The 25,227-nt window shown below is 69.3% G+C and carries 25 protein-coding genes; 12 read left to right on the top strand and 13 right to left on the bottom strand.

Annotation, left to right across the window (positions count from 1 at the left end; all coding sequences use genetic code 11):
* Nucleotides 1-166: 166 nt before the first annotated feature.
* The 4 genes from AACZ75_RS08840 (at nucleotide 167) to holA (ending at nucleotide 4,784) form a co-directional block, all read left to right on the top strand.
* Nucleotides 167-610 carry a DUF3576 domain-containing protein gene (locus tag AACZ75_RS08840; RefSeq protein WP_339872484.1) on the top strand — a complete coding sequence of 148 codons (444 nt, stop codon included), beginning with the start codon at nucleotides 167-169 and terminating at the stop codon, nucleotides 608-610.
* Between the two features lie 63 nt (nucleotides 611-673).
* Nucleotides 674-3,235, top strand: coding sequence for a leucine--tRNA ligase (gene leuS / locus AACZ75_RS08835; protein ID WP_339872483.1), 2,562 nt, complete (start codon nucleotides 674-676; stop codon nucleotides 3,233-3,235).
* Nucleotides 3,235-3,735: an LPS assembly lipoprotein LptE gene (gene lptE / locus AACZ75_RS08830; RefSeq protein WP_339872482.1), complete on the top strand. Its 501-nt coding sequence runs from the start codon at nucleotides 3,235-3,237 to the stop codon at nucleotides 3,733-3,735. Before leuS ends, lptE begins: the two co-directional genes overlap by 1 nt.
* Nucleotides 3,732-4,784, top strand: a complete 1,053-nt coding sequence (gene holA / locus AACZ75_RS08825; protein WP_339872481.1) for a DNA polymerase III subunit delta — start codon at nucleotides 3,732-3,734, stop codon at nucleotides 4,782-4,784. The genes lptE and holA overlap by 4 nt, the downstream gene beginning before the upstream one ends.
* 110 nt (nucleotides 4,785-4,894) lie before the next feature.
* On the opposite strand, the gene AACZ75_RS08820 is transcribed toward holA, so the two are convergent.
* From AACZ75_RS08820 to hemE, 11 genes are all read right to left on the bottom strand, one after another.
* The gene (locus AACZ75_RS08820; RefSeq protein ID WP_339872480.1) at nucleotides 4,895-5,080 is read right to left on the bottom strand and encodes a hypothetical protein; all 186 of its coding nucleotides are present in this window, start codon (nucleotides 5,078-5,080) and stop codon (nucleotides 4,895-4,897) included.
* Between the two features lie 24 nt (nucleotides 5,081-5,104).
* Nucleotides 5,105-5,989 carry a ParB/RepB/Spo0J family partition protein gene (locus AACZ75_RS08815; RefSeq protein WP_339872479.1) on the bottom strand — a complete coding sequence of 295 codons (885 nt, stop codon included), beginning with the start codon at nucleotides 5,987-5,989 and terminating at the stop codon, nucleotides 5,105-5,107.
* A 28-nt stretch (nucleotides 5,990-6,017) separates the two neighbouring features.
* Entirely contained in the window at nucleotides 6,018-6,842 is an 825-nt protein-coding gene (locus AACZ75_RS08810) for a ParA family protein (RefSeq protein WP_339872478.1), read from the bottom strand.
* Nucleotides 6,832-7,464, bottom strand: a complete 633-nt coding sequence (gene rsmG / locus AACZ75_RS08805; protein ID WP_339872476.1) for a 16S rRNA (guanine(527)-N(7))-methyltransferase RsmG — start codon at nucleotides 7,462-7,464, stop codon at nucleotides 6,832-6,834. The genes AACZ75_RS08810 and rsmG overlap by 11 nt, the downstream gene beginning before the upstream one ends.
* The gene (mnmG, locus tag AACZ75_RS08800) at nucleotides 7,464-9,323 is read right to left on the bottom strand and encodes a tRNA uridine-5-carboxymethylaminomethyl(34) synthesis enzyme MnmG (protein WP_339872475.1); all 1,860 of its coding nucleotides are present in this window, start codon (nucleotides 9,321-9,323) and stop codon (nucleotides 7,464-7,466) included. Before mnmG ends, rsmG begins: the two co-directional genes overlap by 1 nt.
* Nucleotides 9,324-9,383: 60 nt before the next feature.
* Nucleotides 9,384-10,691, bottom strand: coding sequence for a tRNA uridine-5-carboxymethylaminomethyl(34) synthesis GTPase MnmE (mnmE, locus tag AACZ75_RS08795; protein WP_339872473.1), 1,308 nt, complete (start codon nucleotides 10,689-10,691; stop codon nucleotides 9,384-9,386).
* 142 nt (nucleotides 10,692-10,833) lie between these two features.
* Nucleotides 10,834-11,073 (bottom strand): DUF6489 family protein, encoded by a 240-nt coding sequence (locus tag AACZ75_RS08790; protein WP_339872472.1) that lies wholly within the window; start codon nucleotides 11,071-11,073, stop codon nucleotides 10,834-10,836.
* Between the two features lie 48 nt (nucleotides 11,074-11,121).
* Nucleotides 11,122-12,555, bottom strand: a complete 1,434-nt coding sequence (rho, locus tag AACZ75_RS08785) for a transcription termination factor Rho (protein ID WP_339872471.1) — start codon at nucleotides 12,553-12,555, stop codon at nucleotides 11,122-11,124.
* Between the two features lie 215 nt (nucleotides 12,556-12,770).
* The gene (locus tag AACZ75_RS08780) at nucleotides 12,771-13,250 is read right to left on the bottom strand and encodes a CopD family protein (protein ID WP_339872470.1); all 480 of its coding nucleotides are present in this window, start codon (nucleotides 13,248-13,250) and stop codon (nucleotides 12,771-12,773) included.
* Complete coding sequence (gene hemH / locus AACZ75_RS08775; RefSeq protein WP_339872469.1) at nucleotides 13,247-14,305, bottom strand: ferrochelatase; 1,059 nt, start codon at nucleotides 14,303-14,305, stop codon at nucleotides 13,247-13,249. Before hemH ends, AACZ75_RS08780 begins: the two co-directional genes overlap by 4 nt.
* Nucleotides 14,302-15,336, bottom strand: a complete 1,035-nt coding sequence (gene hemE, locus AACZ75_RS08770; protein WP_339872468.1) for a uroporphyrinogen decarboxylase — start codon at nucleotides 15,334-15,336, stop codon at nucleotides 14,302-14,304. The genes hemH and hemE overlap by 4 nt, the downstream gene beginning before the upstream one ends.
* Nucleotides 15,337-15,840: 504 nt before the next feature.
* Here hemE and AACZ75_RS08765 point away from each other — a divergent pair.
* From AACZ75_RS08765 to dnaQ, 5 genes are read left to right on the top strand one after another with little or no spacing between them, the layout of a single operon-like run.
* Nucleotides 15,841-16,710: a pyruvate, water dikinase regulatory protein gene (locus AACZ75_RS08765; RefSeq protein ID WP_339872467.1), complete on the top strand. Its 870-nt coding sequence runs from the start codon at nucleotides 15,841-15,843 to the stop codon at nucleotides 16,708-16,710.
* Nucleotides 16,707-17,312, top strand: a complete 606-nt coding sequence (locus AACZ75_RS08760; protein WP_339872465.1) for a Maf family protein — start codon at nucleotides 16,707-16,709, stop codon at nucleotides 17,310-17,312. Before AACZ75_RS08765 ends, AACZ75_RS08760 begins: the two co-directional genes overlap by 4 nt.
* Complete coding sequence (locus AACZ75_RS08755; RefSeq protein WP_339872464.1) at nucleotides 17,309-18,109, top strand: shikimate dehydrogenase; 801 nt, start codon at nucleotides 17,309-17,311, stop codon at nucleotides 18,107-18,109. The genes AACZ75_RS08760 and AACZ75_RS08755 overlap by 4 nt, the downstream gene beginning before the upstream one ends.
* Complete coding sequence (gene coaE, locus AACZ75_RS08750; protein WP_339872463.1) at nucleotides 18,106-18,747, top strand: dephospho-CoA kinase; 642 nt, start codon at nucleotides 18,106-18,108, stop codon at nucleotides 18,745-18,747. The genes AACZ75_RS08755 and coaE overlap by 4 nt, the downstream gene beginning before the upstream one ends.
* A 6-nt stretch (nucleotides 18,748-18,753) precedes the next feature.
* Complete coding sequence (gene dnaQ, locus AACZ75_RS08745) at nucleotides 18,754-19,482, top strand: DNA polymerase III subunit epsilon (protein ID WP_339872462.1); 729 nt, start codon at nucleotides 18,754-18,756, stop codon at nucleotides 19,480-19,482.
* 34 nt (nucleotides 19,483-19,516) lie between these two features.
* Here dnaQ and secB read toward each other — a convergent pair whose 3' ends face one another.
* Nucleotides 19,517-20,050, bottom strand: a complete 534-nt coding sequence (gene secB, locus AACZ75_RS08740; protein WP_339872461.1) for a protein-export chaperone SecB — start codon at nucleotides 20,048-20,050, stop codon at nucleotides 19,517-19,519.
* A gap of 248 nt (nucleotides 20,051-20,298) precedes the next feature.
* Here secB and timA point away from each other — a divergent pair, with 248 nt between their 5' ends.
* Nucleotides 20,299-20,934 (top strand): TIM44-related membrane protein TimA, encoded by a 636-nt coding sequence (timA, locus tag AACZ75_RS08735; RefSeq protein ID WP_339872460.1) that lies wholly within the window; start codon nucleotides 20,299-20,301, stop codon nucleotides 20,932-20,934.
* Nucleotides 20,935-21,065: 131 nt separating this feature from the next.
* Nucleotides 21,066-22,148, top strand: coding sequence for an MltA domain-containing protein (locus AACZ75_RS08730; RefSeq protein ID WP_339872459.1), 1,083 nt, complete (start codon nucleotides 21,066-21,068; stop codon nucleotides 22,146-22,148).
* A gap of 82 nt (nucleotides 22,149-22,230) precedes the next feature.
* Here AACZ75_RS08730 and AACZ75_RS08725 read toward each other — a convergent pair whose 3' ends face one another.
* Complete coding sequence (locus tag AACZ75_RS08725; RefSeq protein ID WP_339872458.1) at nucleotides 22,231-23,787, bottom strand: helicase HerA-like domain-containing protein; 1,557 nt, start codon at nucleotides 23,785-23,787, stop codon at nucleotides 22,231-22,233.
* A 97-nt stretch (nucleotides 23,788-23,884) separates the two neighbouring features.
* On the opposite strand from AACZ75_RS08725, the gene AACZ75_RS08720 reads away from it, so the two are divergent.
* Nucleotides 23,885-25,018: an AI-2E family transporter gene (locus AACZ75_RS08720; RefSeq protein ID WP_339872457.1), complete on the top strand. Its 1,134-nt coding sequence runs from the start codon at nucleotides 23,885-23,887 to the stop codon at nucleotides 25,016-25,018.
* The last annotated feature ends 209 nt before the right edge of the window (nucleotides 25,019-25,227 follow it).

Below are 25,227 nucleotides of genomic sequence, written 5' to 3'. Positions count from 1 at the left end.
AGCAGCAATCTCCGTGACTTCGCCCGTGACTTCGCCTTGTCATCGCCCCTTTTCACCGTGTTATACAACGTCGCTGCGGCGCCTGACCTCAAGCGCGGGGCCGTCGGCGCGCATCCTGAGTCCTTCGGTGATGCGTTCGGCGTCCACTTCTGAACGGAGAATCCCTATGGTCCTGGTTCGCGGCGCTGCGATCGCCCTGATCGCTTCCGGCCTGATGCTCTCGGGCTGTGGCGGCGTGCACCTGCCCGGCCTGGGCCCCAAAGCCCCGAGGGCCGACGCCCAGGGCGGAATCGGCGTCAACGCCTATCTGTGGCGCGCCACCCTCGACACTCTCAGCTTCATGCCCCTGATGACGGCCGACCCCTGGGGCGGCGTGGTCAATTATGACTGGTACACCGACCCCCAGTCGCCGAACGAGCGCTTCAAGGCCACGGTCTTCATCCTCGACACGCGCCTGCGCGCCGACGCCCTGAACGTCACCGTGACCAAGGAGGTCCGCAACGCCGCCGGTGAGTGGACCGCCGCGCCGGTGGCTCCCCAGACCGAGACCGATCTGGAGAATGCGATCCTCACCAAGGCGCGTCAGCTGAACCTGTCCAACGCGGGCTGAGGCCCACTTTTTCCAAAGCCTCTCTCAGGCCACCTCCCTGGAGAGCCCTCTTCAGGATAATCCGTGGCCCGCTACGAGCCCAAGATCACCGAACCCCGCCAGCAGGCGCGCTGGCAGGCCGCCGACGCCTTTTCCATGCCGACGGCCGGCACCGGCCGGCCCAAATACTATGTGCTGGAGATGTTTCCCTATCCGTCGGGCAACATCCACATGGGCCATGCCCGTAACTATGTGATGGGCGACGTCGTGGCCCGGTCCAAACGGGCCCAGGGGTTCGACGTCCTGCACCCGATGGGCTGGGACGCCTTCGGCATGCCGGCCGAGAATGCCGCCATGGAACGGGGCGTGCATCCCGGAGACTGGACCCGGGCCAATATCGCGACGATGCGCGAGCAGCTGAAACTGCTGGGCCTGTCGCTGGACTGGTCACGCGAGTTCGCCACCTGCGACCCGGCCTATTACGGCCAGCAACAGGCCTGGTTCCTCGAACTGTTCAAACAGGGCCTGGTCTATCGCAAGGACGGGGTGGTCAACTGGGATCCGGTCGACAACACCGTGCTGGCCAATGAACAGGTCATCGACGGCAAGGGCTGGCGCTCCGGGGCAACCGTCGAAAAACGCAAGCTCAATCAATGGTTTCTTCGCATAACCCAGTATGCGGACGATCTCATCGACGGCCTGGCCGATCTGGACCGCTGGCCCGACAAGGTCCGGCTGATGCAGGAAAACTGGATCGGCCGGTCCAAGGGCCTGCAGATGACCTTCGCCTGGGCCGGCACGGCCCCGGCCGCCGCCCCCGAGGGGCTCGACATCTACACCACCCGGCCCGACACCCTGTTCGGGGCGGCCTTCATGGGCATCGCGCCCGACCATCCGATCGCCCGGGCCCTGGCCGAAACTGATCCCCGCGTCGCCGCCTTCGTCGCCGAATGCCGCAAGGGCGGGGCCTCCCAGGCCGACATCGAACAGGCCGAAAAGATCGGGTGGGACACCGGCCTGAAGGTCATCCATCCTTTCGACGGCCGCGAGATCAGCGTCTGGATCGCCAATTTCATCCTGTCGGAGTACGGTACCGGGGCGATTTTCGGCTGCCCGGCCCATGACCAGCGGGATCTGGACTTCGCGCGCAAATACGACCTGCCGGTCCTGCCGGTGGTCCGGCCCGAGGGCGCGGGCGATGATTTCACCGTCACCGACGAGGCCTATGTCGGTCCCGGCACCCTGTTCAACTCCGGCTTCCTCGACGGCCTGTCGATCGAGGCGGGCAAGGTCGAGGCCATCGGCCGCATCGAGATTGCCGGCCGGGGTGAGGGCGCGACCATCTATCGCCTGCGCGACTGGGGCGTCAGCCGTCAGCGTTACTGGGGTTGCCCGATCCCGATCATCCACTGCCCGTCGTGCGGCGTGGTGCCGGTTCCGGCCGACCAGTTGCCGGTCGTCCTGCCCGAGGACGTGACCTTCGACGTGCCCGGCAACCCGCTGGCCCGCCACCCGACCTGGAAACATGTAACCTGCCCGACCTGCGGCGAGGCGGCGACACGCGAGACCGACACCCTCGATACCTTTGTCGACTCCAGCTGGTATTTCGCCCGCTTCACCGACCCGACCGCGGCCGAACCGATCAGCCGGGCCGCCGCTGACCACTGGCTGCCGGTCGACCAGTATATCGGCGGGGTCGAGCACGCCGTACTGCACCTGCTGTACGCCCGTTTCATCAGCCGGGCCCTCAGCGACGCCGGCCTGATGAACGTCCGCGAACCCTTTGCCGGCCTGTTCACCCAGGGGATGGTGGTCCACGAGACCTACCGCCGCGCCGACGGCCAGTGGGTCGAGCCCACCGATGTCGACCTGGCCCATGACGGCGGCCAGCGCTCGGCGCGCCAGATATCCACCGGCGAGGCCCTGACCATCGGCGACATCGAGAAGATGTCGAAATCGAAGAAGAACGTCGTCGCCCCGCAACAGATCGTCGGGACCTGGGGCGTCGACGCCGGGCGGCTGTTCGTCCTGTCCGACAGCCCGCCCGAGCGCGACGTGCAGTGGACCACGGGCGGCGTCGAGGGCGCGTCCCGCTTCGTCCAGCGCGTCTGGGCCGAGTTCGACGGCTTCAACCCCGACCGTCCGGGCGACGCCGCCGCCGACACGGCCCTGCGCCGCGAGACCCACAAGGCCATCCGCGCCGTCACCGAAGGGGTCGAGGGCTTCCGCTTCAACTCGGCCATCGCCAAGCTGTATGCCTTCGTCGCCACGGTGCGGACCCACGACAAGGCGGGCGGCACCGCCCGGCGCGAGGCCCTGTCGGCCCTGGCCCGGCTGGTTGCGCCCTTCACGCCCCATCTGGCCGAGGAATGCTGGACACGCCTGGGTGAGACCGGCCTCGTGCTCGACGCGCCCTGGCCCGAATGGGATCCTGCCCTCGCGGCCGACGACGAGGTGGTCCTGCCGATCCAGATCAGCGGCAAGCGCCGCAGCGAGATCACCATGGCCCGCGGGGCCGCCGACGCCGATGTCGAGGCCGCCGCCCTCGCCAATCCCGTCATTCAGGCCTATCTGTCGGGCAACGCTGTCTCGGTTCGCAAGGTCATCGTGGTCAAGGATCGCATCGTCAATCTGGTCGTCGGCTGATGCGGGGTCCGCTCGCCCTGCTGGTCGCGGCCCCGCTGCTGTGTCTGGCCCTGTCCGGCTGCGGCTTTACGCCCCTGTACGGGGACGCCGGGGCCGGTTCCGGCCTGTCGCGCATCACCGTCTCGACCCCGGACGACCGGCTCGGCTACCGCCTGCGCGAACAGCTCGACGACGTGCTGGCCCACGACGGCAGCCGGCCGCCGTTGTGGCGACTGGAAACCGTCGTTGAGCAGTCCCGTCGGCCGCTCGGCCGTCGCATCGACGACACGGCGACCCGCTACGAGCTGACGGTCCGCGGGGCCTGGACCCTGACACCCGTCACCGGCGGCACGCCGCTGGGCGGGGTCGAGGTCGTCACCACCACCTATGCGGCGGCCGACCAGCCCTATGCCGCCATCGCGGCCCAGCAGGACGGCGAGGACCGGGCCGCGGCCGCCCTCGCCCGCCGCATCCGCCTCAATCTGCTGCGCGCGCTGTCGGGGACGCCCCCGCAGCCGTGATCCTGTCGAAACGCCCCGAGATCGACCGCTTCCTGGCCCGGCCCGACCCGGCGATCCGGGCGGTTCTGATCCACGGCAAGGACCGGTCCGGGGTCGGCGAGCGCGCCGGTATCCTGTGCCGCGCCATCACACCGGATCTCAACGACCCCTTCAATGTCACCCTGCTGACCGACAGCGACATCGACGGTGACGAGGCCCGTCTGGACGAGGCCCTGACCGCCCTGTCGATGATCGGCGGCCGTCGTCTCGTGCGGGTGCGACTGTCGGCCGAGAAGTCGGCGATCGACAAGATGCTGGCCGCCGCGCTCAAGGTCCACGCCGACGGTGGCTACAATCCGGACGCCGTCCTCGTCATCGAGGCGGGCGTTCTGGGCCGCGACTCGGCCCTGCGCAAGGCCGCCGAGGGGGCAAAGGGGGCCGCCGCCATCGTCTGCTACGAGGACGAGACCGGGGATGTCGCGCGGATGACGCGCGAGGCCCTGGCTGCCGACAAGGTCGGGCTGACCTCGGACGCGCTCGACCGTTTCGTCGGCCGTCTGCCGCGCGAGCGGGGCCTGATGCGTCAGGAAATCGAGCGTCTGGCCCTCTATATCGGCCCCGGCTCGGGCCGGACCATCGATGTCGAGGAGCTGGAGGCCCACCTCGGGGTCGAACCCGACGCCTCGCTGCAGGATGCGGCCCTCCAGGCCTTCGGTGGCCGCCCTGCCCCGGCCCAGGCCGGCCTGCGCCGGGCCCTGGCCGAGGGCGAAAGCCCGGTCATGGCCGTGCGTCAGGCCTCGATCCATCTGGGCAGGCTGCGGCGCATCAATGTGCTGCAGGCCAACGGGGCCAACGCCAAGGAGGCGGCCAAGGCCGCCGGCGTCTTCTGGAAACAGGAGGGCGAAATGCTGCGCCAGGCCCGCAACTGGCGCCTGGAGGATCTCGACCGGGTGCTGGACAGCATCAATACGGCCGACGTCGCCACCAAGACCACGGGGTCACCCGATGCCCTGCTGGCGGAACGTCTGTTGCTGGAAATCGCGGCGCGGGCGCGGCGACTGGGCCTCTAGGCACAAATCGGTCGTGCTGGACGAAGGGCCGGCGCAGCTCAGATTTCGCTCCCGATTGAAGCCGGGCCCTTTTTTTGGCTCCAGGTCGATCGACCGGATGCCAAAACAGGCTAGCCCCGCTTGGAGGCCTTGCGGAAGGCCGGTTTGGCCAGGGCGACGTTCTTGGCCGCGATGACCCGCTCGCCCGCCTTGCCGCCGTCGAACCCGGCATGGGCCGCGGGTGCCCCGCGCTTGGCGGCGAGCACACGCTTCAGGGCGTCAGCGGCGGATTCGGGGGTCGGGATCTTGTCAGTCATGACGCCACCATAGCACGTCCCGGCTCAGGACCGCATCAACCGTCGGCACAGGTCATCCAGCTGCTCCAGGCTGGCGTAGCGAATCGTCAGCTCACCCTTGCCGCGCCGGTCGACCAGCTGGACCTTCAGGCCCAGGGCATCGGCCAGGTCCTGCTCCAGCGCCGCCACATCGGCATTGCCACCGGTGTCGCGCTCGCTGCCGACCCGGGCCGGCTTGGGTCCGGCCGCCGCCTGCCGGGCCAGGGCCTCGGCCTGACGCACATTCAGTCCCTGGGCCAGCACCTGTTCCGCCAGCGCCGCCGCGTCCGGCGCGGTGATCAGGGCCCGGGCGTGGCCGGCCGACAGCCGCCCCGCCAGAACATGCTCCAGCACACCTTCCGGCAGCTGCAGCAGGCGCAGCGTATTGGCCACATGGCTGCGGCTCTTGCCGACGATCCCGGCCACCGCGTCCTGGGTGCGGCCGAACCGCTCCATCAGCAGGGCATAGGCATTGGCCTCTTCCAGCGGGTTCAGGTCCGAACGCTGGACATTCTCGATGATGGCGACTTCCAGCACCTCGAGATCGTCCATCGGCCGGTCGAGAACCGGCACCTCGGTCAGCCGGGCCAGCTGGGCCGCGCGCCAGCGCCGCTCGCCGGCGATGATCTGCCACATCCCGTCCTCGCCGGGCTGGGCCCGCACCAGAATGGGCAGCAGCACCCCCTTGTCGCGGATCGAGGCGGCCAGTTCGTCCAGCTCGGCCGCGTCGAACTGTTTACGGGGCTGGTCGGGATTGGGCTTCAGGCTCTCGACCGGCACCATCAGGACGCCGCCCGGGGTGACCCCGCCACTGACGGAAACGCTTTCGCTGATCTGTTCACCCAGCAGGGCCGACAATCCGCGCCCCAGGCCTCTTTGACGTTCTGACACTCTATCGGTTCCGTTTTCTTGCATGGGTTCAGGCGGGCTGGAGGCGGCGCTGGCGCTCGCGCCCCACGACTTCCCGGGCCAGCTTCAGATAGGCCTGGCTGCCGGCACATTTCAGATCGTAGATCAGGGCCGGCTTGCCGAACGACGGCGCCTCGGCCACGCGGACGTTGCGCGGGATCACCGCGTCATAGACCTTGTCGCCGAAATGGGCACGCACATCGGCGGCCACCTGGCCGGACAGGGTCGAGCGCCGGTCGAACATGGTCAGCACCAGGCCCTGGATTTCCAGCGCCGGATTCAGGCTCTGACGCACCATCTCGACCGTCTTCATCAGCTGGCTCAGGCCTTCCAGCGCGAAGAACTCGCACTGCAACGGCACCAGCACGGCGTCGGCGGCGCTCATCGCATTCAGGGTCAGCAGGTTCAGCGACGGCGGGCAGTCGATCAGCACATAGTCATACCGGGTATGTCCGTCGCGGCCCTGGCCCTGCAGCGCATCGCGCAGGCGGTACGAGCGGCGATCGGCCTGGGCCAGTTCGATCTCGACCCCCGACATGTCGCTGTCGCCCGGGATGATATGCAGGCCCGGCACCGTGGTCTCGACCGCGGCCTCATCGACGGCCCGACCGTCGACGATCACGTCATAGATGGTGATCCGCCGTGTTTCACGTGGAACACCCAGACCGGTCGAGGCATTGCCCTGCGGGTCCATGTCGACGATCAGCACCTTCTCGCCGATCGCGGCCAGGGCGGTGCCGAGGTTGATGGCCGTGGTGGTCTTGCCCACCCCGCCCTTCTGGTTGGACACCGCGAGCACCCGGGTCTTGCGCGGGCTTTGACTGTCAGGGGACACGGCGAAGACTCCGGACTTCTACGAGACGACCACGCGGATCACTGCGCGACACGGACAGGGCGGCGTCGACCCGCCAGGACTGGCGCGCGGTCGCCAGCTCAACTTCCGCCTTCTCACCCTTGAGGAACAGGCCTTTCGCCCCCCGCTTGATGTACGGTTGTGCATAACCCAGCAGGGTTTCCAGCGGGGCCAGGGCCCGGGCGGTGACGACGTCGACCGCCAGGGACTGGGTTTCGGCCCGGCCATTGATCACCGTCGCCGGCAGGTCCAGATCGGCGACGACGATCTCGAGAAAACGGCAGCGTTTGCCCAGGCTGTCGATCAGCCAGACATGCGCGCCCGGCCGCCCCTTGAGCAGGATGGCCAGCACCAGACCCGGAAACCCGGCCCCGGCCCCGAGATCGGCCCAGGTCAGGGCCTCCGGTGCGTGTTCCAGCAGCTGGGCCGAGTCATAGACGTGACGGTTCCAGAAGTCCGGCAGGCTGTCGGGCCCGACCAGGTTCATCACCGCATTGGCCGCCACCAGCTCCTGCCGGAAGGCTTCCAGATCGGCCATCTGTTCGGGCGTGGCCCCGGTCCGGGCCTGGAAGGCGGCCGCGGCCTCGGCGAGGTGTGCGTGCATCAGGCGGCGACCCGGGTCTTTTTCACGTGCGACAGCAGGGCCGTCAGGGCCCCCGGCGTCATGCCCTCGATCCGGCCGGCCTGCCCCAGGGTCAGCGGCCGCACCTGCGTCAGCTTCTCGCGGATCTCATGCGACAGTCCGCCGATCGCGGCATAGTCGAGGTCGGACGGCACCTGCAGGTCTTCCTCGCGGCGCAGGGCCACGGCGTCGGCGGCCTGCCGGTCCAGATAGCTGGCGTAGCCGGCATCGATCTCGACCTGTTCGCGCACGGCCGGACTCCAGCCGGCGGTGGCCGGGTAGGCGGTCTCGAACGCGGTCAGATCGACCCCGGGATAGGCCAGCAGATCGCGCATCGACCGCCGCTGACCGTCGGCATTGACGCTCAGCCCGAGGGCCTGGGCTTCCTTCGGCGTGAACCGGGTCCCGCGCACCAGGGCGGACGCCTCGGCCAGTTGCGCCGCCTTGGCCGCGAACAGCCGCTGCCGGTCCGGACCGACGACTCCGGCATTGATTCCGACCGGGCTCAACCGTTGATCGGCATTGTCGGCGCGCAGCGTCAACCGGTACTCGGCCCGGCTGGTGAACATGCGGTAGGGCTCGGTCACACCGCGGGTCACCAGATCGTCGATCATCACCCCGATATAGGCCTGGTCCCGCCCCAGCACGACCGGGTCCGATCCGGACGCGGCCCGGGCCGCGTTGAGCCCGGCCATCAAGCCTTGAGCGCCCGCCTCCTCATAGCCCGTGGTGCCGTTGATCTGGCCGGCCAGATACAGGCCCGGCCGCCGCTTGACCTCCAGGGCCGGAGTCAGCTCGCGCGGGTCGACATAGTCATATTCGATGGCATAGCCGAAGCGGAACACGGCCACGTCCTCCAGCCCCGGCATGGTGCGCAGGAAGGCCGACTGGGTCGCCGGGGCGACCGAGGTCGAGATGCCGTTCGGATAGACGGTCGGATCGTCGAGCCCCTCGGGCTCGAGGAAGACCTGGTGGCTGGTCTTGTCGGCGAACCGCACCACCTTGTCCTCGATCGACGGGCAGTAGCGCGGGCCCCGCCCGGTCAGATGTCCGCCGTAGACGGCGCTTTCCCCGAGGTTGTCGGCGATGATCCGGTGCGTCGCTTCGGTCGTATGGGTGATGCCGCAGGCGATCTGCGGCACGGTGATCCGGTCGGTCAGGAAGGAGAAGGGCACCGGCGTCGCGTCCGCCGCCTGCATCTCCAGCCGCTCCCAGGCGATGGTGCGCCCGTCCAGTCGCGCCGGGGTCCCGGTCTTCAACCGTCCCATCTGCAGCCCGGCACCGTACAGGTCGGCGGCCAGTCCCGTCGACGGAGCCTCGCCGTCACGGCCGGCCGGAATCCGTTCGTCGCCGCGATGGATGACGCCGTTCAGGAAGGTGCCGGTGGTCAGGACCACGGCGGCGGCCCGGATCTCGTCGCCGTCGCCGGTAACGACACCGACCACCCGGTCGCCGTCGAGGATCAGCCGCTCGGCCGTCCCCGCGCGCAGGCTCAGGTTCGGCGTCTGCGCCAGTTCGGCCTGCATCGCTTCACGATACAGACGCCGGTCGATCTGGCTGCGCGGACCCTGGACGGCAGCCCCGCGCGACCGGTTCAACAGGCGGAACTGGATGCCGGACACGTCGCCCAGACGCCCCATGAGACCGTCCATGGCGTCGATCTCGCGCACCAGATGGCCCTTGCCCAGACCGCCGATGGCCGGGTTGCACGACATCTCGCCGATGGTGTCCAGCCGCTGGGTCAGCAGCAGGGTGTCGGCCCCCGCGCGCGCGGATACGGCCGCGGCCTCGCAGCCGGCGTGTCCGCCCCCGATGACAATGACGTCGAACTTCAGCTTCATGGGGCGGGACATAGGGGAAAAGGCGGGCAAACGCCACCGACGCAGCGTTTCACGTGAAACCTATTTGCCGATGCAGAAGGTCGAGAACACCTCGCCGAGGATGTCCTCGACACCGATCGCGCCGGTGACCCGGCCCAGGGCGGCGGCGGCCCGGCGCAGATCGTCGCCGGCCATCTCCGGGCCCCGGTCCAGCGCCGCCCGGCCCGCCTCGACCGCGGCCAAAGCCTCGACCAGGCGCCGTCGGTGCCGTTCGCGGGTCACCGCCGGGAAGTCGGCCCCGGCCAGATCGGCCCTCAGCCGCGCCGCGATCCGGTCGTGCAGCGCCCCGAGCCCGGCCCCGGTCGTGGTACTGACCACCACGGTGTCCGCACCTTCCGCACTCACCGGGCCCAGATCGGCCTTGGTCAGGACAGTCAGGTCGCCGGGGCGGACCAGGGCCGCTGCCTCGCCGGGGATGTCACCGGGACCCCGCACCCATAACCGCAGCTCGGCCGCCTCGGCCCGGGCCCGGGCGCGGCGCACACCCTCGACCTCGACCACATCCGCGCTCAGCCGCAGCCCGGCCGTGTCCGACAGGGTCACGGCATAGCCGCCGATGATCAGTTCCGCATCCAGCACATCGCGCGTGGTCCCGGCCACCGGGGTGACGATCGCCGCCTCCCGCGCCACCAGGGCGTTGAACAGCGAGCTCTTGCCGGCATTGGTCTCGCCGATCAGCACGATACGATAGCCGGCCCGCACCCGTTCGCCGCGCCCCGCGTCGGCCAGGGCCCGCTTCAGGTCGGCGATCAGCCGGTCGAGGATCGGTCCGGCGCTGCGCGCCAGATTGTCGGGTACATCCTCGTCGGGAAAGTCGATCTCGGCCTCGACCAGGGCCAGGGCCGTCAGCAGATCGGCCCGGAACTGCGCATAGGTCCGCGACAGGGCCCCGTCCAGCTGACCGAGGGCCTGGGTCCGCTGGCTGCGGGTCTCGGCATCGATCAGATCGGCGACGGCCTCGGCCTGGGCCAGATCCATCCGCCCGTGCTCGAACGCCCGGCGGGTGAACTCGCCGGGCTCGGCCGGACGCAGGCCCAGGGCCGTCAGGGCCCCGGCCACGGCCTCGACCACGGCCCGGCCGCCATGCAGATGCAGTTCGGCACAGTCCTCGCCGGTATAGCTGGCCGGCCCCGGAAAGCGCAGCACCAGCGCCTGGTCAAGCGTCTCGTCGTCGTGTTTGAGGCTGCGCAGGCTGGCCATGCGCGGCGTCAGGCCGCCGGCTCCCAGGGCCGACAGGACCCGGTCCACGTCCGGACCGGACAGGCGCAGGATGGCGATGGCCCCGCGCCCCGGCGGCGTGGCCAGGGCAAAGATGGTGTCGGAACTCATGTCTCCCCCCTGTCGCGCAGCGATGGGGAGGTGGCACGACGCGCCAGCGGCGTGACGGAGGGGCGGACGACGGAAGACCGGGGACCACACCCCACCACCGCTTCGCGGTCCCCCTCCCCACGCTGTGGGGAGGAGACCCGGTTCACGGCTTGGCCGCGCTGCCCGCGGCGGTTTCCATCAGCTTACGGAACTGGTCCTGGGCCTGCATGCCGAAGCTGGTCCAGTTTTTCATCAGCTCCTCAGGCTTCATGGCCGACATGTTCTCGTCCATGCGCCGCTGCATCTCGCTGACGAGATGGTCGTTCAACGGTTCAACATTGGGCAGACCCAGAAAGGCCCGCGCCTCGGCCGGCTCGCACTCGATCTCGATATTGACCTTCATCGCCGCTGTCTCCGTTTCACGTGAAACATGAACCCGTCCGTAGACGGATCAGGTGTTCATCGACTGGAAGAAGTCCGCGTTATTCTTCGACTGGCGCATCTTGTCGAGCAGGAACTCGATCGCGTCCTGCGGACCCATCGGGTTGAGGATGCGGCGCAGTACATAGGTCTTGGCCAGCTGGTCCTTCGGCGTGATCAGCTCTTCCTTGCGGGTGCCGGACTTCAGCACGTCGATGGCCGGGAAGATGCGCTTGTCGGCGACCTTGCGGTCCAGCACGATTTCCGAGTTACCGGTGCCCTTGAACTCTTCGAAGATGACCTCGTCCATCCGGCTGCCGGTATCGATCAGGGCGGTGGCGATGATGGTCAGGCTGCCGCCCTGTTCGACGTTGCGCGCCGCGCCGAAGAAGCGTTTCGGCCGCTGCAGGGCATTGGCGTCCACACCGCCGGTCAGGACCTTGCCCGACGACGGCACGGTGGCGTTGTAGGCCCGGCCCAGGCGGGTGATCGAATCCAGCAGGATGACGACGTCGCGCTTGTGCTCGACCAGACGCTTGGCCTTTTCAATGACCATCTCGGCCACGGCCACGTGGCGGGTCGCCGGCTCGTCGAAGGTCGAGGCGATGACCTCACCCTTCACCGTGCGCTGCATGTCGGTCACTTCCTCGGGCCGCTCATCGATCAGCAGCACGATCAGGAAGACCTCCGGATGGTTCTTTTCGATCGATTTGGCGATGTTCTGCAGCATCACCGTCTTGCCGACCCGCGGCGGGGCGACGATCAGGCAGCGCTGGCCCTTGCCCAGGGGGGCGACGATGTCGATGACCCGGCCCGAGCGATCCTTCAGCGTCGGATCCTGGATCTCCATGGTGAAGCGCTCGTCGGGATAGAGCGGCGTCAGGTTGTCGAACAGGACCTTGGTGCGGACCGTTTCCGGGTCCTCGAAATTGATGGTGTCGACCTTGAGCAGGGCGAAATAGCGCTCGCCCTCACGCGGGCCGCGCACGGCCCCGTGTACCGTATCCCCCGAGCGCAGGCCGAAGCGGCGGATCTGCGACGGCGACACATAGATGTCGTCCGGACCCGGAAGGTAATTGGCGTCGGGACTGCGCAGGAAGCCGAAGCCGTCGGGCAGGATTTCCAGCACGCCCGAGGCGATGATCTCGACCTCTTCGTCCGCCAGGGTCTTGAGAATGGCGAACAGCAGGTCCTGTTTGCGCAGGTTGGAGGCGTTCTCGATCTCCAGCTGCTCGGCGAAGGCGACCAGATCGGCCGGCGTCTTGTCGTTCAGCTCCTGCAGGGTGATGCGGCCATTGGGCACGATCGACTCGCCGTCGTCGTCCTCGTCGTCCGACTCCTGGTCGACCAGCGGCAGGTCCGTGGCCGACACCTCGCGCTTGCCGTGGTTGTCGACGTCGGGGGCTTCCGCCTCCGGAGTCTCGACGGCGGTTTCAATGTCGGGCGTGTCGGTCTGGTCGGTCATGGTCTTACAGGTCTGCGCGCGACCGCGAGGGCCCGCGAGCAGCGGGGTCGGGGCGGGCTTGGCGATGTCTGGCCTCGCGGCCGGCAGGAGAGGCGACGGGTCGTCCCGGGCACAGGGCCACGGGCGTCGCAGGAGAGAGGGGCCGCCCCGGACAGATGTGGGACGGCTCGCCGCCAGCGAAACCACGCCGGCCCGGTCAGGTCAAGCGGGACGGCTCAGCCGAACCTCCATTCAACCGTCACCGACAGCACGGCGATCACGGCGATCAGGAACGGGATCTCATTGGTCATGCGCCAGAAGCGGCCGGTCCGCACCGAGGTGCCGGCCCCGATGCGGCGGAATTCTCCGGCCAGAAAGCCGTGCCAGGCGCTCAGCGCGGTCACCGCCAGCAATTTGGTCGCCATCCACGGCTGCGCCAGAAAGGCCCAGCCCTCGCCGAAGGTGTAGACATGGATCAGGATCAACCAGACGCCGAACACCCAGGCCGCGATCATCGACGGATTGATGATGATCTTCAGCAGGCGACGCTGCCATTCGCGCAGAAGGGTCTGCATTTCCGAGCGCAGGGGCTCGGCCCGGCCTGCCTGTTCGGCGTCATAGGCAAACAGACGCGGCAGGAACAGCATGCCCGCCATCCAGGCGATCACCGCCAGGATATGCAGGCCCCGCACGAGGTTGAAGGTGTCGAAACTCATGCCGCGCGTCGCTCCGCCTGACAGGGACAGGCCGCCCGGTCCCCCTGGCAGCCCGGGCCGAACGGGGCCGTGCCGGTCCGGTCCAGGGCCTGCACCGTCGCCTCAGCCAGGGTCTCGATGAAGGGGGCCGCGGTTCCCGGGGTCGGTACGCGCAGATAGGGCCGGGCCCCGACCTGTTCCGCCAGCTCGGCGTATTCGATGTCCAGCTCGACCAGGGTCTCGATATGTTCGGAGACAAAGGCGATCGGCGCGATCACCACCCCGACCCCGTCCACGGCCGCCTGACAGATGGCCTCCGGCGTCGACGGCCCCAGCCAGGTCATCGGTCCGACCCGGCTCTGGTAGCAGATCGACCAGTCGGTCAGTCCGGCCCGGGCCGCCACCGCGGCACAACCGGCCTCGACCTGTTCCTGATAGGGATCACCCTTCTGGGTCACCAGACGCTCGGGAATGCCGTGGGCTGAAAACAACACCCGCATCGGCCGGTTACCGGCCTCTTCGAGGCAGGCCCGGATGGCGGCGGCCTGGCTCTCGATCCAGCCCGGTGCCTGCGGATAGCAGCAGACCGTGCGGGTCACGCCCGGCCCCCGGTAGGTCTCGGTCCAGGCCTTGACCGACGAGGCGGTCGTGGTGGTCGAATACTGCGGATACAGCGGCAGCAGCACCAGCTGGTCCGGCGTCCAGGCCGTCACCCGGGTGACGGTCTCGGCCGTCATCGGATGCCAGTAGCGCATCGCGGTGAATACCCGCACCGTATCGCCCGGCAGGCGTTCGCCCAGCACTGCTTCCAGCGCGGTCGTCTGCTCCAGCGTCTGGGGCAACAGCGGCGACCCGCCGTTCCACTGCGGGCCCATCAGCGCATAATTGGCCTGGGCCGGCTTTTCCCGCCGCGACGAAATCCACCAGGCCAGCAGGGTCCGGAACGGGGCGGGCAGGCCGATAATCGCCTTGTCGTTGAACAGGTTGAACAGGAAGGGGCGCACCGTCGCGGCGCTGTCGGGGCCGCCGAGGTTGAACACCACCACCGCGATACGCCGTCCGCCGCCCCGGGTCATTGCGCCCCGATCCGCTTCAGCACCTGCTCGACATGGGCGATCGGCACATCCGGCAGGATACCGTGGCCGAGATTGAAGATCCACGGCCCCTGGCCCCAGGCCTCGAGCAGCTGATCGACGCGCCGGTCCAGCCCGTCCCCGCCGATCCGCAGCAACAGGGGGTCCAGTGCCCCCTGGATCGGCTTGATCATCTGCACCCTCTGCCCGATCTCCAGCGGACAGGCGGTATCCAGCGCCACCGCCTGGAAATCCGTCTCGCGCGCATAGCGTTCGGCCAGGGCCGCCGAACCACGCGGAAAACCGATCAGGGGCACGGTCACGCCCAGTTCGCGCACCCGCCGCACCAGCGCCTGATGCGGTTTGAGCACCAGCCGCTCGAACAGATCCTCCGGCAGGCCCTCGGCCCAGCTCTCGAAGATCTTCAGCACCTGGGCCCCGGCGTCGGCCTGCATCTTCAGATAGTGGGCCGTGGCCTCGACCAGCACCGCCAGCAGGGCGTCGACCCCCTCGGGATCGGCATAGGCATAGGTCCGGGCTGTGGCCCGTTCGCCCTTGCCGATGCTGCGGGCCTCGCCGTCCAGCATATAGGTGGCCACCGTCCACGGGGCCCCGGCAAAGCCGATCAGCGCCTTGTCCGCATCCAGCGCCGCCCGCACCAGAGACAGGGTCTGACCCACCGCTTTCAGCGCCTCGCCGGCCCCTTCGGTCAGATCGCGCATGGCCTCGACCGGCGGCATCGCCCCCAGTCGTGGACCCTCGCCGGCCTCGAACCAGACCTTCTGGCCCAGGGCCCGGGGGATCAGCAGGATATCGGCGAAGACGATCGCCGCATCAAAACCGAACCGCCGCATCGGCTGCAGGGTCGCCTCGGCGGCCTTCTCGGGTGTCAGGCAGAACGAGATGAAATCCGGGGTCGTCGCCCGCAGCGCCCGGTACTCCGGCAGGTAGCGCCCGGCCTGACGCATGAACCACACCGGTGGCCGGGCCGTGGTCTCACCCTGGAGTACGCGAAGCAGCATGGGGTTCGTCATGCATTGGGCTTTACGGGTCGGACCCGGTTCGCTCAAGCCTCGCCCTGCCTACCCTTCTTATAAAAGATTCGAAAAAGAATGGAGGCAGGTAGCTGGGCCCCGGGATGGCGGGGACAGAACCACGTCTGTCCTGCCCGGAACCGGCCTTGTCCACGGCCCGGAGCGGGTCTGCCGGCCTGACCGGTAGCGCCTGTTGAAACCGGGGATAATGCTTAACAAAACCTTAACTGGCGGGCCCGGGGGACCGTTCCGGACCCGGGATGATGCCGGGGGGCGTTAAGAGTTTGTTAAGCCTGTCCCCAGCAGGGCGGCCCGGGCTGCGGAGGCCGGGGATGGAGTGCCGCCGGGCCGGGCGGTTCGTCCCGGCTCATCCCCGCTCGCCGCTCCGGTCGGGTCCGGCTATAGAGAACCGTGCCCCGCCGGCGGCCGTCGTCCCTGATCGGCGCCCGCCTTCGTCCCCAGGAGTCTTCGGTTCCATGAGCCTTATTCGATGAGCCCGCCCCGATGACGCCCGCCCGCATCCCGGGAAGTGCCCGCCTGGCCACCTATTTCCATGTTCACCTGGTCTCGGACTCCACCGGTGAGACCCTGAACGCCATGGCCAAGGCGGTGACCGCCCGGTTCGACGGGGTCATTCCGATCGAGCACATCTATGCCCTGGTGCGGTCGCCACGACAGATGGAGCGGGTGCTGGAGGAAATGGCGTCAGCGCCCGGCGTGGTGCTGCACACCATCGTCGACCGGGAGTTGCGTGAACAGCTCGAGACCGGCTGCCGGCACCTCGACATGCCGCAGATCGGGGCCCTCGATCCGCTGGTCGGGGCCCTGTCCCGCTATCTCGGCGCGGCCCTGTCGACCCGGGTCGGGGCCCAGCACACGCTGGACAATGACTATTTCAACCGGATTTCGGCGCTGGATTTCGCCATGGCCCACGACGACGGCCAGGGCACGACCGAACAGCTGGAAAGCGCGGATGTCGTGCTCTGTGGCGTGAGTCGCACCTCCAAGACCCCGACCTGCATCTATCTGGCCCACCGTGGCATCCGCGCCGCCAATGTGCCGCTGATCCCGGGCCAGGAGGACGGGGAACGGCTGGTCGCCCTGAAAAACCCCCTGGTCATCGGCCTGACCGTCTCGCCCGACCGGCTGGTCCAGATCCGCAAGAACCGGCTCGAGGGCCTCAATGCCCAGCGGGCCTCGGCCTATGTCGATCACAACGCGGTGCGCGACGAGACGGTCAAGGCCCGCCGGGCCTTCGAACGACGCGGCTGGCCGGTGATCGACGTCACCCGCCGCTCGATCGAGGAAACGGCCGCGGCCGTCATCAATCTGGTCAGCGAGCGCCGCACCCGCCGGGTCGGAGCCAGCTGGTGACCGGCGCGCCGGGCGAGCGTCTGGTGCTGGCCTCGGGCAGCGCGGCGCGCCGCGACATGCTGACCGGGGCCGGCGTGCCCTTCACGATCCGTCCCGCCGATGTCGACGAGGCGGCGCTCAAGGCCGGCCTGACCCAGGTCGGTCCGGCCGAACTGGCGCTGGAACTGGCCCGGGCCAAGGCGCTGGACGTGTCGCGCCACGATGCCGGGGCCTGGGTGCTGGGAGCCGATCAGACCCTGGCCTTCGACGGCGGCCTGGTGTCCAAGGCCCCGTCGCTGGATGCGGCCCGGACCCGCCTGGCCACGATGCGCGGTCGCAGCCACCAGCTCCATTCCGGCGCCGCCCTGGCTCACGACGGCCAGCTGGTCTGGTCCGGGGTCGATACCGCCACCCTGGTCATGCGCGACTTTTCCGACGCCTTCCTCGACGCCTATCTGGGTGCCGAGGGTGAGGCGCTGCTGGCCTGTGTCGGTGCCTACCGGCTCGAGGGGCCGGGGTCACAGCTGTTCGAGTCCGTCGACGGGGACTATTTCACCGTGCTCGGCCTGCCCCTGTGGCCGGTGCTGGCGGAATTGCGCCGCGTCGGCGTGCTGGCCCGATGACCCTGGTCGCCGGGGTCGCCGGCCAGCCGATTGTGCACTCGCTCAGCCCGTTGATCCACGGGGCGTGGATCGAGGCCGCCGGCCTGGACGCCGTCTACCATCCGTACGGGCCGGCCGATGCGATCGAATTCGCGGCCCTGGTCGCGCGCGGTCGCGCCGGCGAATTGCGCGGTCTCAACGTCACGGCACCGTTCAAGCAGCAGGCCCTCGCGCTGGCCGACGCGGTCAGCCCGGTGGCCTGGGCCTGTGGCTCGGCCAATCTGCTGCGGTTCGAACGCGGTCTCGTTCATGCCGACAGCACCGACGGCACCGGCCTGATGGCGGCCCTGGCGGAACAGGCCCCGGGGCTCGATGTGCGTGACAAGGCCGTGGTGGTGCTCGGGGCCGGGGGGGCCGCCCGGGCGGCGGTCGCGGTGCTGACGGTCGCGGGGGCCCGGGTGGGGGTGCTGAACCGGACCGTGGCCCGGGCCGAGAGCCTCGCCGCCGATCTCAAGGCCGCGATCGCCGGTCCGGCGGCGCTCGGCACGGCGGCCCTGGTGGTCAATGCCCTGAGTGTGCCGCCGGAGATCGATCTGTCGGCCCTGCGCCGCGACGCCGTGGTTCTGGACATGACCTACCGCCCGGTGATCACGCCCTTCCTCGCCGCTGCCGGCGCCCGCGGCCTGACCGCCGTCGACGGTCTGGCCATGTTGATCGGCCAGGCCCGGCCCTCGTTCACGGCCCTGTTCGGAATCGCGCCGCCCGACATCGATATCCGGGGTCGCGCCCTGGCCGCCCTCGGCGAGATTGATCCATGATCATCCTGGGCCTGACCGGGTCGATCGGCATGGGCAAGTCGACCACGGCGCAGATGTTTGCCGAGGCCGGGGCCCTGGTGTGGAACGCCGACGACGCGGTGCACGCCCTCTATGCCCCCGGCGGGGCCGCCGTGGACCCGGTGGGCGCGGCCTTTCCCGGCGTGGTCGTCGACGGGGCCGTGGACCGGGCCCGACTGGCCGGGGTCCTGGGGCAGGATCCCGCGGCCTTCGCCCGGCTGGAGGCGATCGTCCATCCCCTGGTGCTGGCCGGGCGGCTGGAGGCCCTGGCGGCGGCCGAGGCGCGCGGGGTGAATCTGGCCGTGCTCGACATTCCCCTGCTGTACGAGACCGGCGGCGACGCCACCGTGGACGCCGTGGTCGTGGTCACCGCCGACGCCGATATCCAGCGTCGCCGGGTGCTGGCCCGGCCCGGTATGACGGCCGAACGGCTGGAGGCCATCCTCGCCCGTCAGATGCCGGACGCCGAAAAGCGCCGCCGCGCCGACTTTCTCGTCGATACCGGCCAGGGACTCGACGCGGCCCGACGTCGGGTGGCGGAAATCGTGGGGACAGTCCTCGATCCGCACTGGATGCTGCCCCGACAGGGTCTTCCGGACCGGGCCGAACCGCCCCATTAAGGGCGCATGGCCCGCGAAATCGTTCTCGACACCGAAACCACCGGACTGGATCCCCGTCAGGGTCACCGGCTGATTGAGGTCGGCTGTATCGAGATCGAGGATCTGCTGCCGACCGGCCGTACCTTTCACCGGCTGGTCCATCCCGAGCGTCTGATCGACCCCGACGCCATCCGGGTCCACGGCATCACCGACGCCCAGGTGAAGGACGCTCCGAAATTCCGCGAGATCACCGCCGATCTGATGGAATTCCTCGGCGACGCCCCGGTCATCGCCCACAATGCCGCCTTCGACCGCGGCTTCATCAATCACGAGATGACCCTGTGTGGTCAGGCCGTCCTGCCCGAGGATCGCTGGATCGACACCCTGAAACTGGCCCAGACGCGCTTTCCCGGCATGGGCAATTCGCTCGACGCCCTGTGCCGACGTTTCAAGATTTCGCTGGCCGAGCGCTCGCTGCACGGGGCGCTGATCGACGCCCGCCTGCTGGCCGAGGTCTATCTGGAGCTGAAGGGCGGCAAGGAGCGGGTTCTTGACCTCAGCACGCGCGGCGGGGCAGCGGCGACCACGGCGGCGTTCATGGCCTCGGGCGGTCATGCCCCCCGGCCGCGGCCGCTGGCCCCGCGCTCGAACCCGGACGAACGGGCGGCACACCGGGACTTTCTCGCCACCATGCTGAAGGACCAGTCGCTGTGGGCCGGCTATGGTCTGGACATGAAAAAGGCGTCCGCCGACTGACGGACGCCCCTTTCGCGGTCATGGGACGAAACCTTTAGGCCTGGCCGACCGGTGCGGTCGGGGCCCCGCGGGCCACCTCTTCCTTGCGCGCGGCATAGATGGCGGCGAAATCGATCGGGTCCATCATGAAGGGCGGATAGAAGCCACCGTCCGCCGTGGCCCGGGCGATGATCTCGCGGGCGAACGGGAACAGGTAGCGCGGGCATTCGGTCAGCAGCAGCGGCTCGATCTCGTCTTCCGTGACACCCTGCAGGGCGAACAGACCGCCGTACAGCAGTTCGACCTGGAAGACCGGCATGGCATCGGTCGTGGCCTTGATCGACAGTTTGAGATCGACCTCGAACAGACCGTCGGCCCGACCCTGGGCATTCATCTCGACTCCCAGGTCGATGGCCGGCTTGCCCTCGACGCGCAGGCTGTCAGGCGCCTTGGGGTTTTCGAACGACAGGTCACGCACATACTGGGCCAGGATGCGGAATCCGGGGCCCGGCGCACCCCCGCTCTGTGCCCCGTTGCCCGGTGCGGCCTTGGGATCCGGGGTGTCGGAAGGAGGTGTGGAATCGGTCATGGACAGGTCGCCGTGGTCTCGAACGGGAAAGCCGGAACAGGCGGTTCAGCCTGCGGGTGAAGGCGCGCCGGTTAGCACGGCCGGACCCCCGGCGGCAACGCCGCACACCGTGGGAGAATTTCCGTTCAAGGCGGTCGACGACAGGGGATGGGGGTGCGACCCGCCTTGCAACACCCCATATCAGCCCCTAATCGTCAGTTTCCGTGCCCGCCGGGGGTTTTTCCGGGGGGCCAGACCAAGGATACCCTGTGCCGGTCCCATATCTGCTTATCGCCGCCGCCGTGGTTGCCCTGTTCGTGCTGTTCCAGCTCTACAATGTGCTGGGCAAGAAGATCGGGCGGCAGCCCGAGGACAATGCCCGGGCCCTGCCCAAGGTCGGGGCCGTCCCGGCGACAGCCAATGCCCCGGACGCCGGCGCGCGGTCGCCGGCCCTCGAAGCCGCGGCCCTGGTCGCCATTTCAGGCCTCAAGGCCCGCGAGCCGGGCTTTGATCCGGCGCGATTCCTCGAGGGGGCGCGCCAGGCGCATGAATCGATCGTCCGCGCCTATGCGGCGGGGGATCGGGAAACCCTCAAACCCCTGCTCACCGAACCGGTCATGCAGTCGTTCGAGGCGGGTATCTCGGCGCGTGAAGCCCGTGGCGATGTCGAACAGGCCGAATTCCTGCATCCGCCGCGTGCCGACCTGGAGCTGGCCACCGTCGAGGGCGACCGGGCCGTGGCCAAGGTCCGCTTCCTTGCCGAGCTTCGCAATCGCCTGACTCCGGCCGGTGGCGAGGAACGGGTCGAGGAACGGCGCACCGCCGAACACTGGACCTTCGAACGCGCCCTCGGGGCTGATGATCCGAACTGGGTGCTGGCCCGGGTCGAACCCGCCAGCGCGTGAGCGACCGCGGCGTGGGGGCCCGGCGGACGACGGCGACGGTCGCAGCCCTGGTTGCGGTCCTGGCCCTGTCAGCCTGCGCTACCCCCCCCGTAGCCGCGCCTGAGCCCGCGCTCGTTCCCGTTCCCGTTCCGGTGATACCGGACCCGCTGCCGGAGCCGGCGGCCCCGGCCGTCAGGGACGACGCTCCCCGTCCGGCTCCGGTCGGCCGGCCCCTGACCATTCTGCCCGGCTGGGACCACGAAGATCATCTGGCGGTGTTCAGGGCCTGGCGCACGGGCTGTGGCGTCGCCCGGGACCTCGACGCCCGGAGCCTGTGCGCCCGGGCCCGGACCCTGGCGCTCGGCACCGTGTCCCCGTCCGATGCGCGCACCTTTCTCGAGGCCGGCTTCATTGCCGTGCCGGCCCGGACCGATGACGGCGGGCCCGGCCTGCTGACCGCCTATTTCGCGCCGGAGTATCCTGCCCGGCGCCAGCCGGATGCGGAATTCGATGCCCCGGCCCTGGCCGTGCCCGCCGATCTCGTGCGCCGGGACGGCCAGACGCTGCAGAGACGGGCCGACGGCTCGACCGGTCCCTATCCTTCGCGCGCGCTGATCGAGGCGATGCCGCCGGTCGCCCCGCTGGCCTGGATGCGGGCCGAGGACCTGTTCTTCCTGCAGATCCAGGGGTCGGGCTATCTGACCTTCGCCGACGGAGGCCGGGCCCGGCTGGCCTATGCCGGTGACAACGGGGCTCCGTTCGTCGGCATTGCCCGGCCGATGGCCCGGGACGGCCTGCTGCCGCAGAACGGCACCTCCGGGGACGCCATCCGCGGCTGGCTGGCCGCCCATCGCGGGGCCGAGGCGCGCGCGGTCATGGCCCTCAATCCCCGCTACATCTTCTTCCGGATCGATCCGGACGACGGCGGCGACCCGGCCGGGGCGGCCGGCATCCCCCTGCCCGCCCGTCGCGCCATCGCAGTCGACCCGGCCCACTGGCGCTACGGTGATCTGGTCTGGCTCAGCGCCGACGGCGGCAATCTGCCCGGGGCGCGTGGCAGCTATCAGGGGGCGGCAATGGCGCTGGACACCGGATCCGCCATCCGGGGCCCGGTTCGCGCCGACCTTTATATGGGCCGGGGTGAGTCCGCCGGGGCCGAGGCCGGCGCCGTGCGTCACCCGCTGCGCATGTGGCGTCTGATCCCCCGTCCGGACGGGGACTCCGCGGACCGGTAATCCGGAGGTCCGGGAGGACAAGACCGGGCTCCGGGCCCGCTCTGGCCACCGCCTGCAACAGTCGCCCCGCCCTCCGTCCGGCCTAGCGTCGCTTCAAACTGCCCAGGACGCCGCGCAGCAGTTCGCGGGTCAGGGTCGACCCCGCCTGGCGCAGCACCGACTTGGTCAGGGCCTCCATCGGCGTCTGACGGGTCGAGCGCCGGGCCCTGGGGGCCGCGCGCGGTGCCGAGCGGGCCCGGGCCCTTTCCGCCTTGGCGGCAGCGGCTTCGGCCTTGTCTGCGGCCTTTTCGGCGGCGTCTTCGGCCCTGGCCTCGGCCTCCTCTGCGGCGGCCTCGGCCTCGATCCTGTCCTCGGCGGCATAGCGGGCGGTCAGGATCTCCTCGGCCGACTCGCGGTCGACCACCTGGTCATAGACCCCGCGGACCGGGCTTCGGGCCATCACGGCGGCCCGTTCGGCCTCGGTCGCCGGTCCCAGGCGTGAATCCGGCGGCCGGATCAGGGTGCGGGCCACCACCTTCGGAGCTCCCTTCTCGTTCAGGGTCGAGACCAGGGCCTCGCCGACCCCCAGGCTCTGGATGGCCTCGGCCGTGTCGAAGGCCGGATTGGGCCGGAAGCTCTGGGAGGCCGCCTTCAACCCGCGCTGGTCGGCCGGCGTATAGGCCCGCAGCGCATGCTGGATGCGATTGCCCAGTTGGCCCAGCACGCTGTCCGGGATGTCGGCCGGGTTCTGGGTGACGAAATAGACCCCGACCCCCTTGGAGCGGATCAGCCGCACGACCTGTTCGACCTTCTCCTGCAGGGCCCTGGGCGCGTCGTTGAACAGCAGGTGGGCCTCATCGAAGAAGAAGACGAGGCGCGGCTTGTCCGGATCCCCGATCTCGGGCAGCTGTTCGAACAGCTCCGACATCAGCCACAGCAGGAAGGCGGCATACAGGCGCGGGCTGGACATCAGCCGGTCGGCCGCCAGCACATTGACCTGGCCGCGGCCGTCCAGCCCGGTGCGGATCATGTCCTCCAGCCGCAGGGCCGGCTCGCCGAAGAAGGCCTTGCCGCCCTGCTGCTCCAGCTGCAGCAGGCTGCGCTGGATCGCGGCGATCGAGGCCGGGGCCACATTGCCCACCTCGCGGCCGATGGTCTGGGCGTTCTCGGCCACATAGGTCAGCAGGCTGCGCAGGTCGTCGAGGTCCAGCAGCAGCAGGCCCTCCTTGTCGGCGACGTGGAAGACCACCGCCAGCACCCCTTCCTGGACGTCGTTCAGGTCCAGCATCCGCGCCAGCAGCAGGGGTCCGATCTCGCTGACCGTGGCCCGGACCGGATGGCCCTTCTCCCCGTACAGGTCCCAGAACACCGTCGGGGCGGCCGCCGATTTCAGCGTCAGGTCCATGCCCGCGGCCCGCGCCAGCAGCTTGTCGTTCGGCGTGCCCGGCTGGCTGATCCCCGACAGATCGCCCTTCACATCGGCGCAGAATACGGGGATCCCGGCGTCGGAAAAGCCCTGGGCCATGATCTGCAGGGTCACCGTCTTGCCCGTGCCCGTGGCTCCGGCCACCACGCCGTGACGATTGACGCGGTTGAACAGCAGCGCCTCGCGTTCGGTCGAATGGCCGAGGAACAGGCCGTCTGAGCCGGAGTCGGCCATGGGAGTCTCCATATCTGGGGTCGGTCCAGCTTAGTGAAGCGTACGATCCGGACAATGCCGATTGACGTCGGCGGCCCACGCTTCGACAAGGAAGGTCATGAAAACCGCCCATGCCGTCCCCGCTTCCGCGGTCTCGCGTAACGCCCTCGTGCTGCTGGCGGCGGTCGCCGCCGGTGCCGCCCTCTACTGGCTGCGCGGCATACTGACCCCCCTGGCCATGGCCATCTTCCTGCTGATCATGATCGACGGGGTGAAACGGTTCATCGAACATCGAACCCTGCTGACTGAGCGTTGGGCCGGGATCGCGGCGCTGGTTGTGGTGATCCTCGGCTTTCTCGGGGCGATCGCCATCATCGTCTACGGCGCGCGCGGCTTCTTCGACCAGGCGTCGGATGACGCGGTGCTGCTCGGGCCGCGCCTGGACCAGATCCTGGCCGACGTCTACCGGCTGTTCGGCCAGCACTCGCCCCCGACGGCGAGCGAGTTGATCGCGCGGGTCGACCTGTCCCGCTACATCGCCATGGTGGCGCGCCAGGCGCAGGGCGTGGTGGTGGGGGCCATTTTCGTGATGGTCTATCTCGGCTTCCTGATCGCGTCGCAGGACGGGTTTCGACGCAAGCTGGTCAATATGTTCCCGGAGCGCGCCGCGCGGTTCGAGGCGATCGATGTGTTCCAGCGCGTCCGTGGCGGGGTCGAGGGCTATCTCTGGGTTCAGACGGTGACCGGCGCCATGATCTGCGCCGCCGCCTGGCTGCTGATGCGGGCGGTCGGTCTGCAGAACGCCGAATTCTGGACCTTCGTCATCTTCATCGTCGGCTTCATTCCGGTTCTGGGCGGGGCCATCGCCGGCCTGGCCCCGCCGATCTTCGCCCTGGTCCAGTTCCCCGGCTACTGGCCGGCCCTGATCCTGCTGATCGGCCTGCAGGCGATCCTGTTCGTGGTCGGCAACATGATCCAGCCGCGGATGCAGGGTGACAACCAGAACATCGATCCGGTTGTGGTGCTGCTGTCCCTGGCCCTGTGGGGCCAGCTCTGGGGCGTGGTCGGCATGTTCCTGTCGACGCCGCTGGCGGTGATGGCCATGGCGATCCTGGCCGAGTTCAAGGGCACGCGCTGGATGGCCATCCTGCTGTCGGGAGACGGCGAGCCCTATGTCGACAAGTCGGGGTCCGGAGAGACGCCATCCGTCCGCGTCAAGACGCCACGCCCTCCGGATGCTGCGGAGGCCTGACTCGCCCTTGCAGCGCCCCAATGCGATCCCATCTTTGAATGGACGCCGCGGCCCCCTCCCCCCAAGCCGCGGTGCCCGGTGGTTGACGCTGCTCCCCTCCTGGCGTCGACCCTGAGCAGGCCGCCGGACGCAAGTCCGGCGGCCTTGTTCGTGTGTCGGCCGCCTGGCCGGACGGAAGGCGTGGCGGTCCTGCCACGGTCGCGCCAATG

The sequence above is a fragment of the uncultured Brevundimonas sp. genome (assembly GCF_963975535.1).
Taxonomy (GTDB): Bacteria; Pseudomonadota; Alphaproteobacteria; order Caulobacterales; family Caulobacteraceae; genus Brevundimonas.
This window is presented reverse-complemented; position numbering and strand designations above follow the sequence as displayed.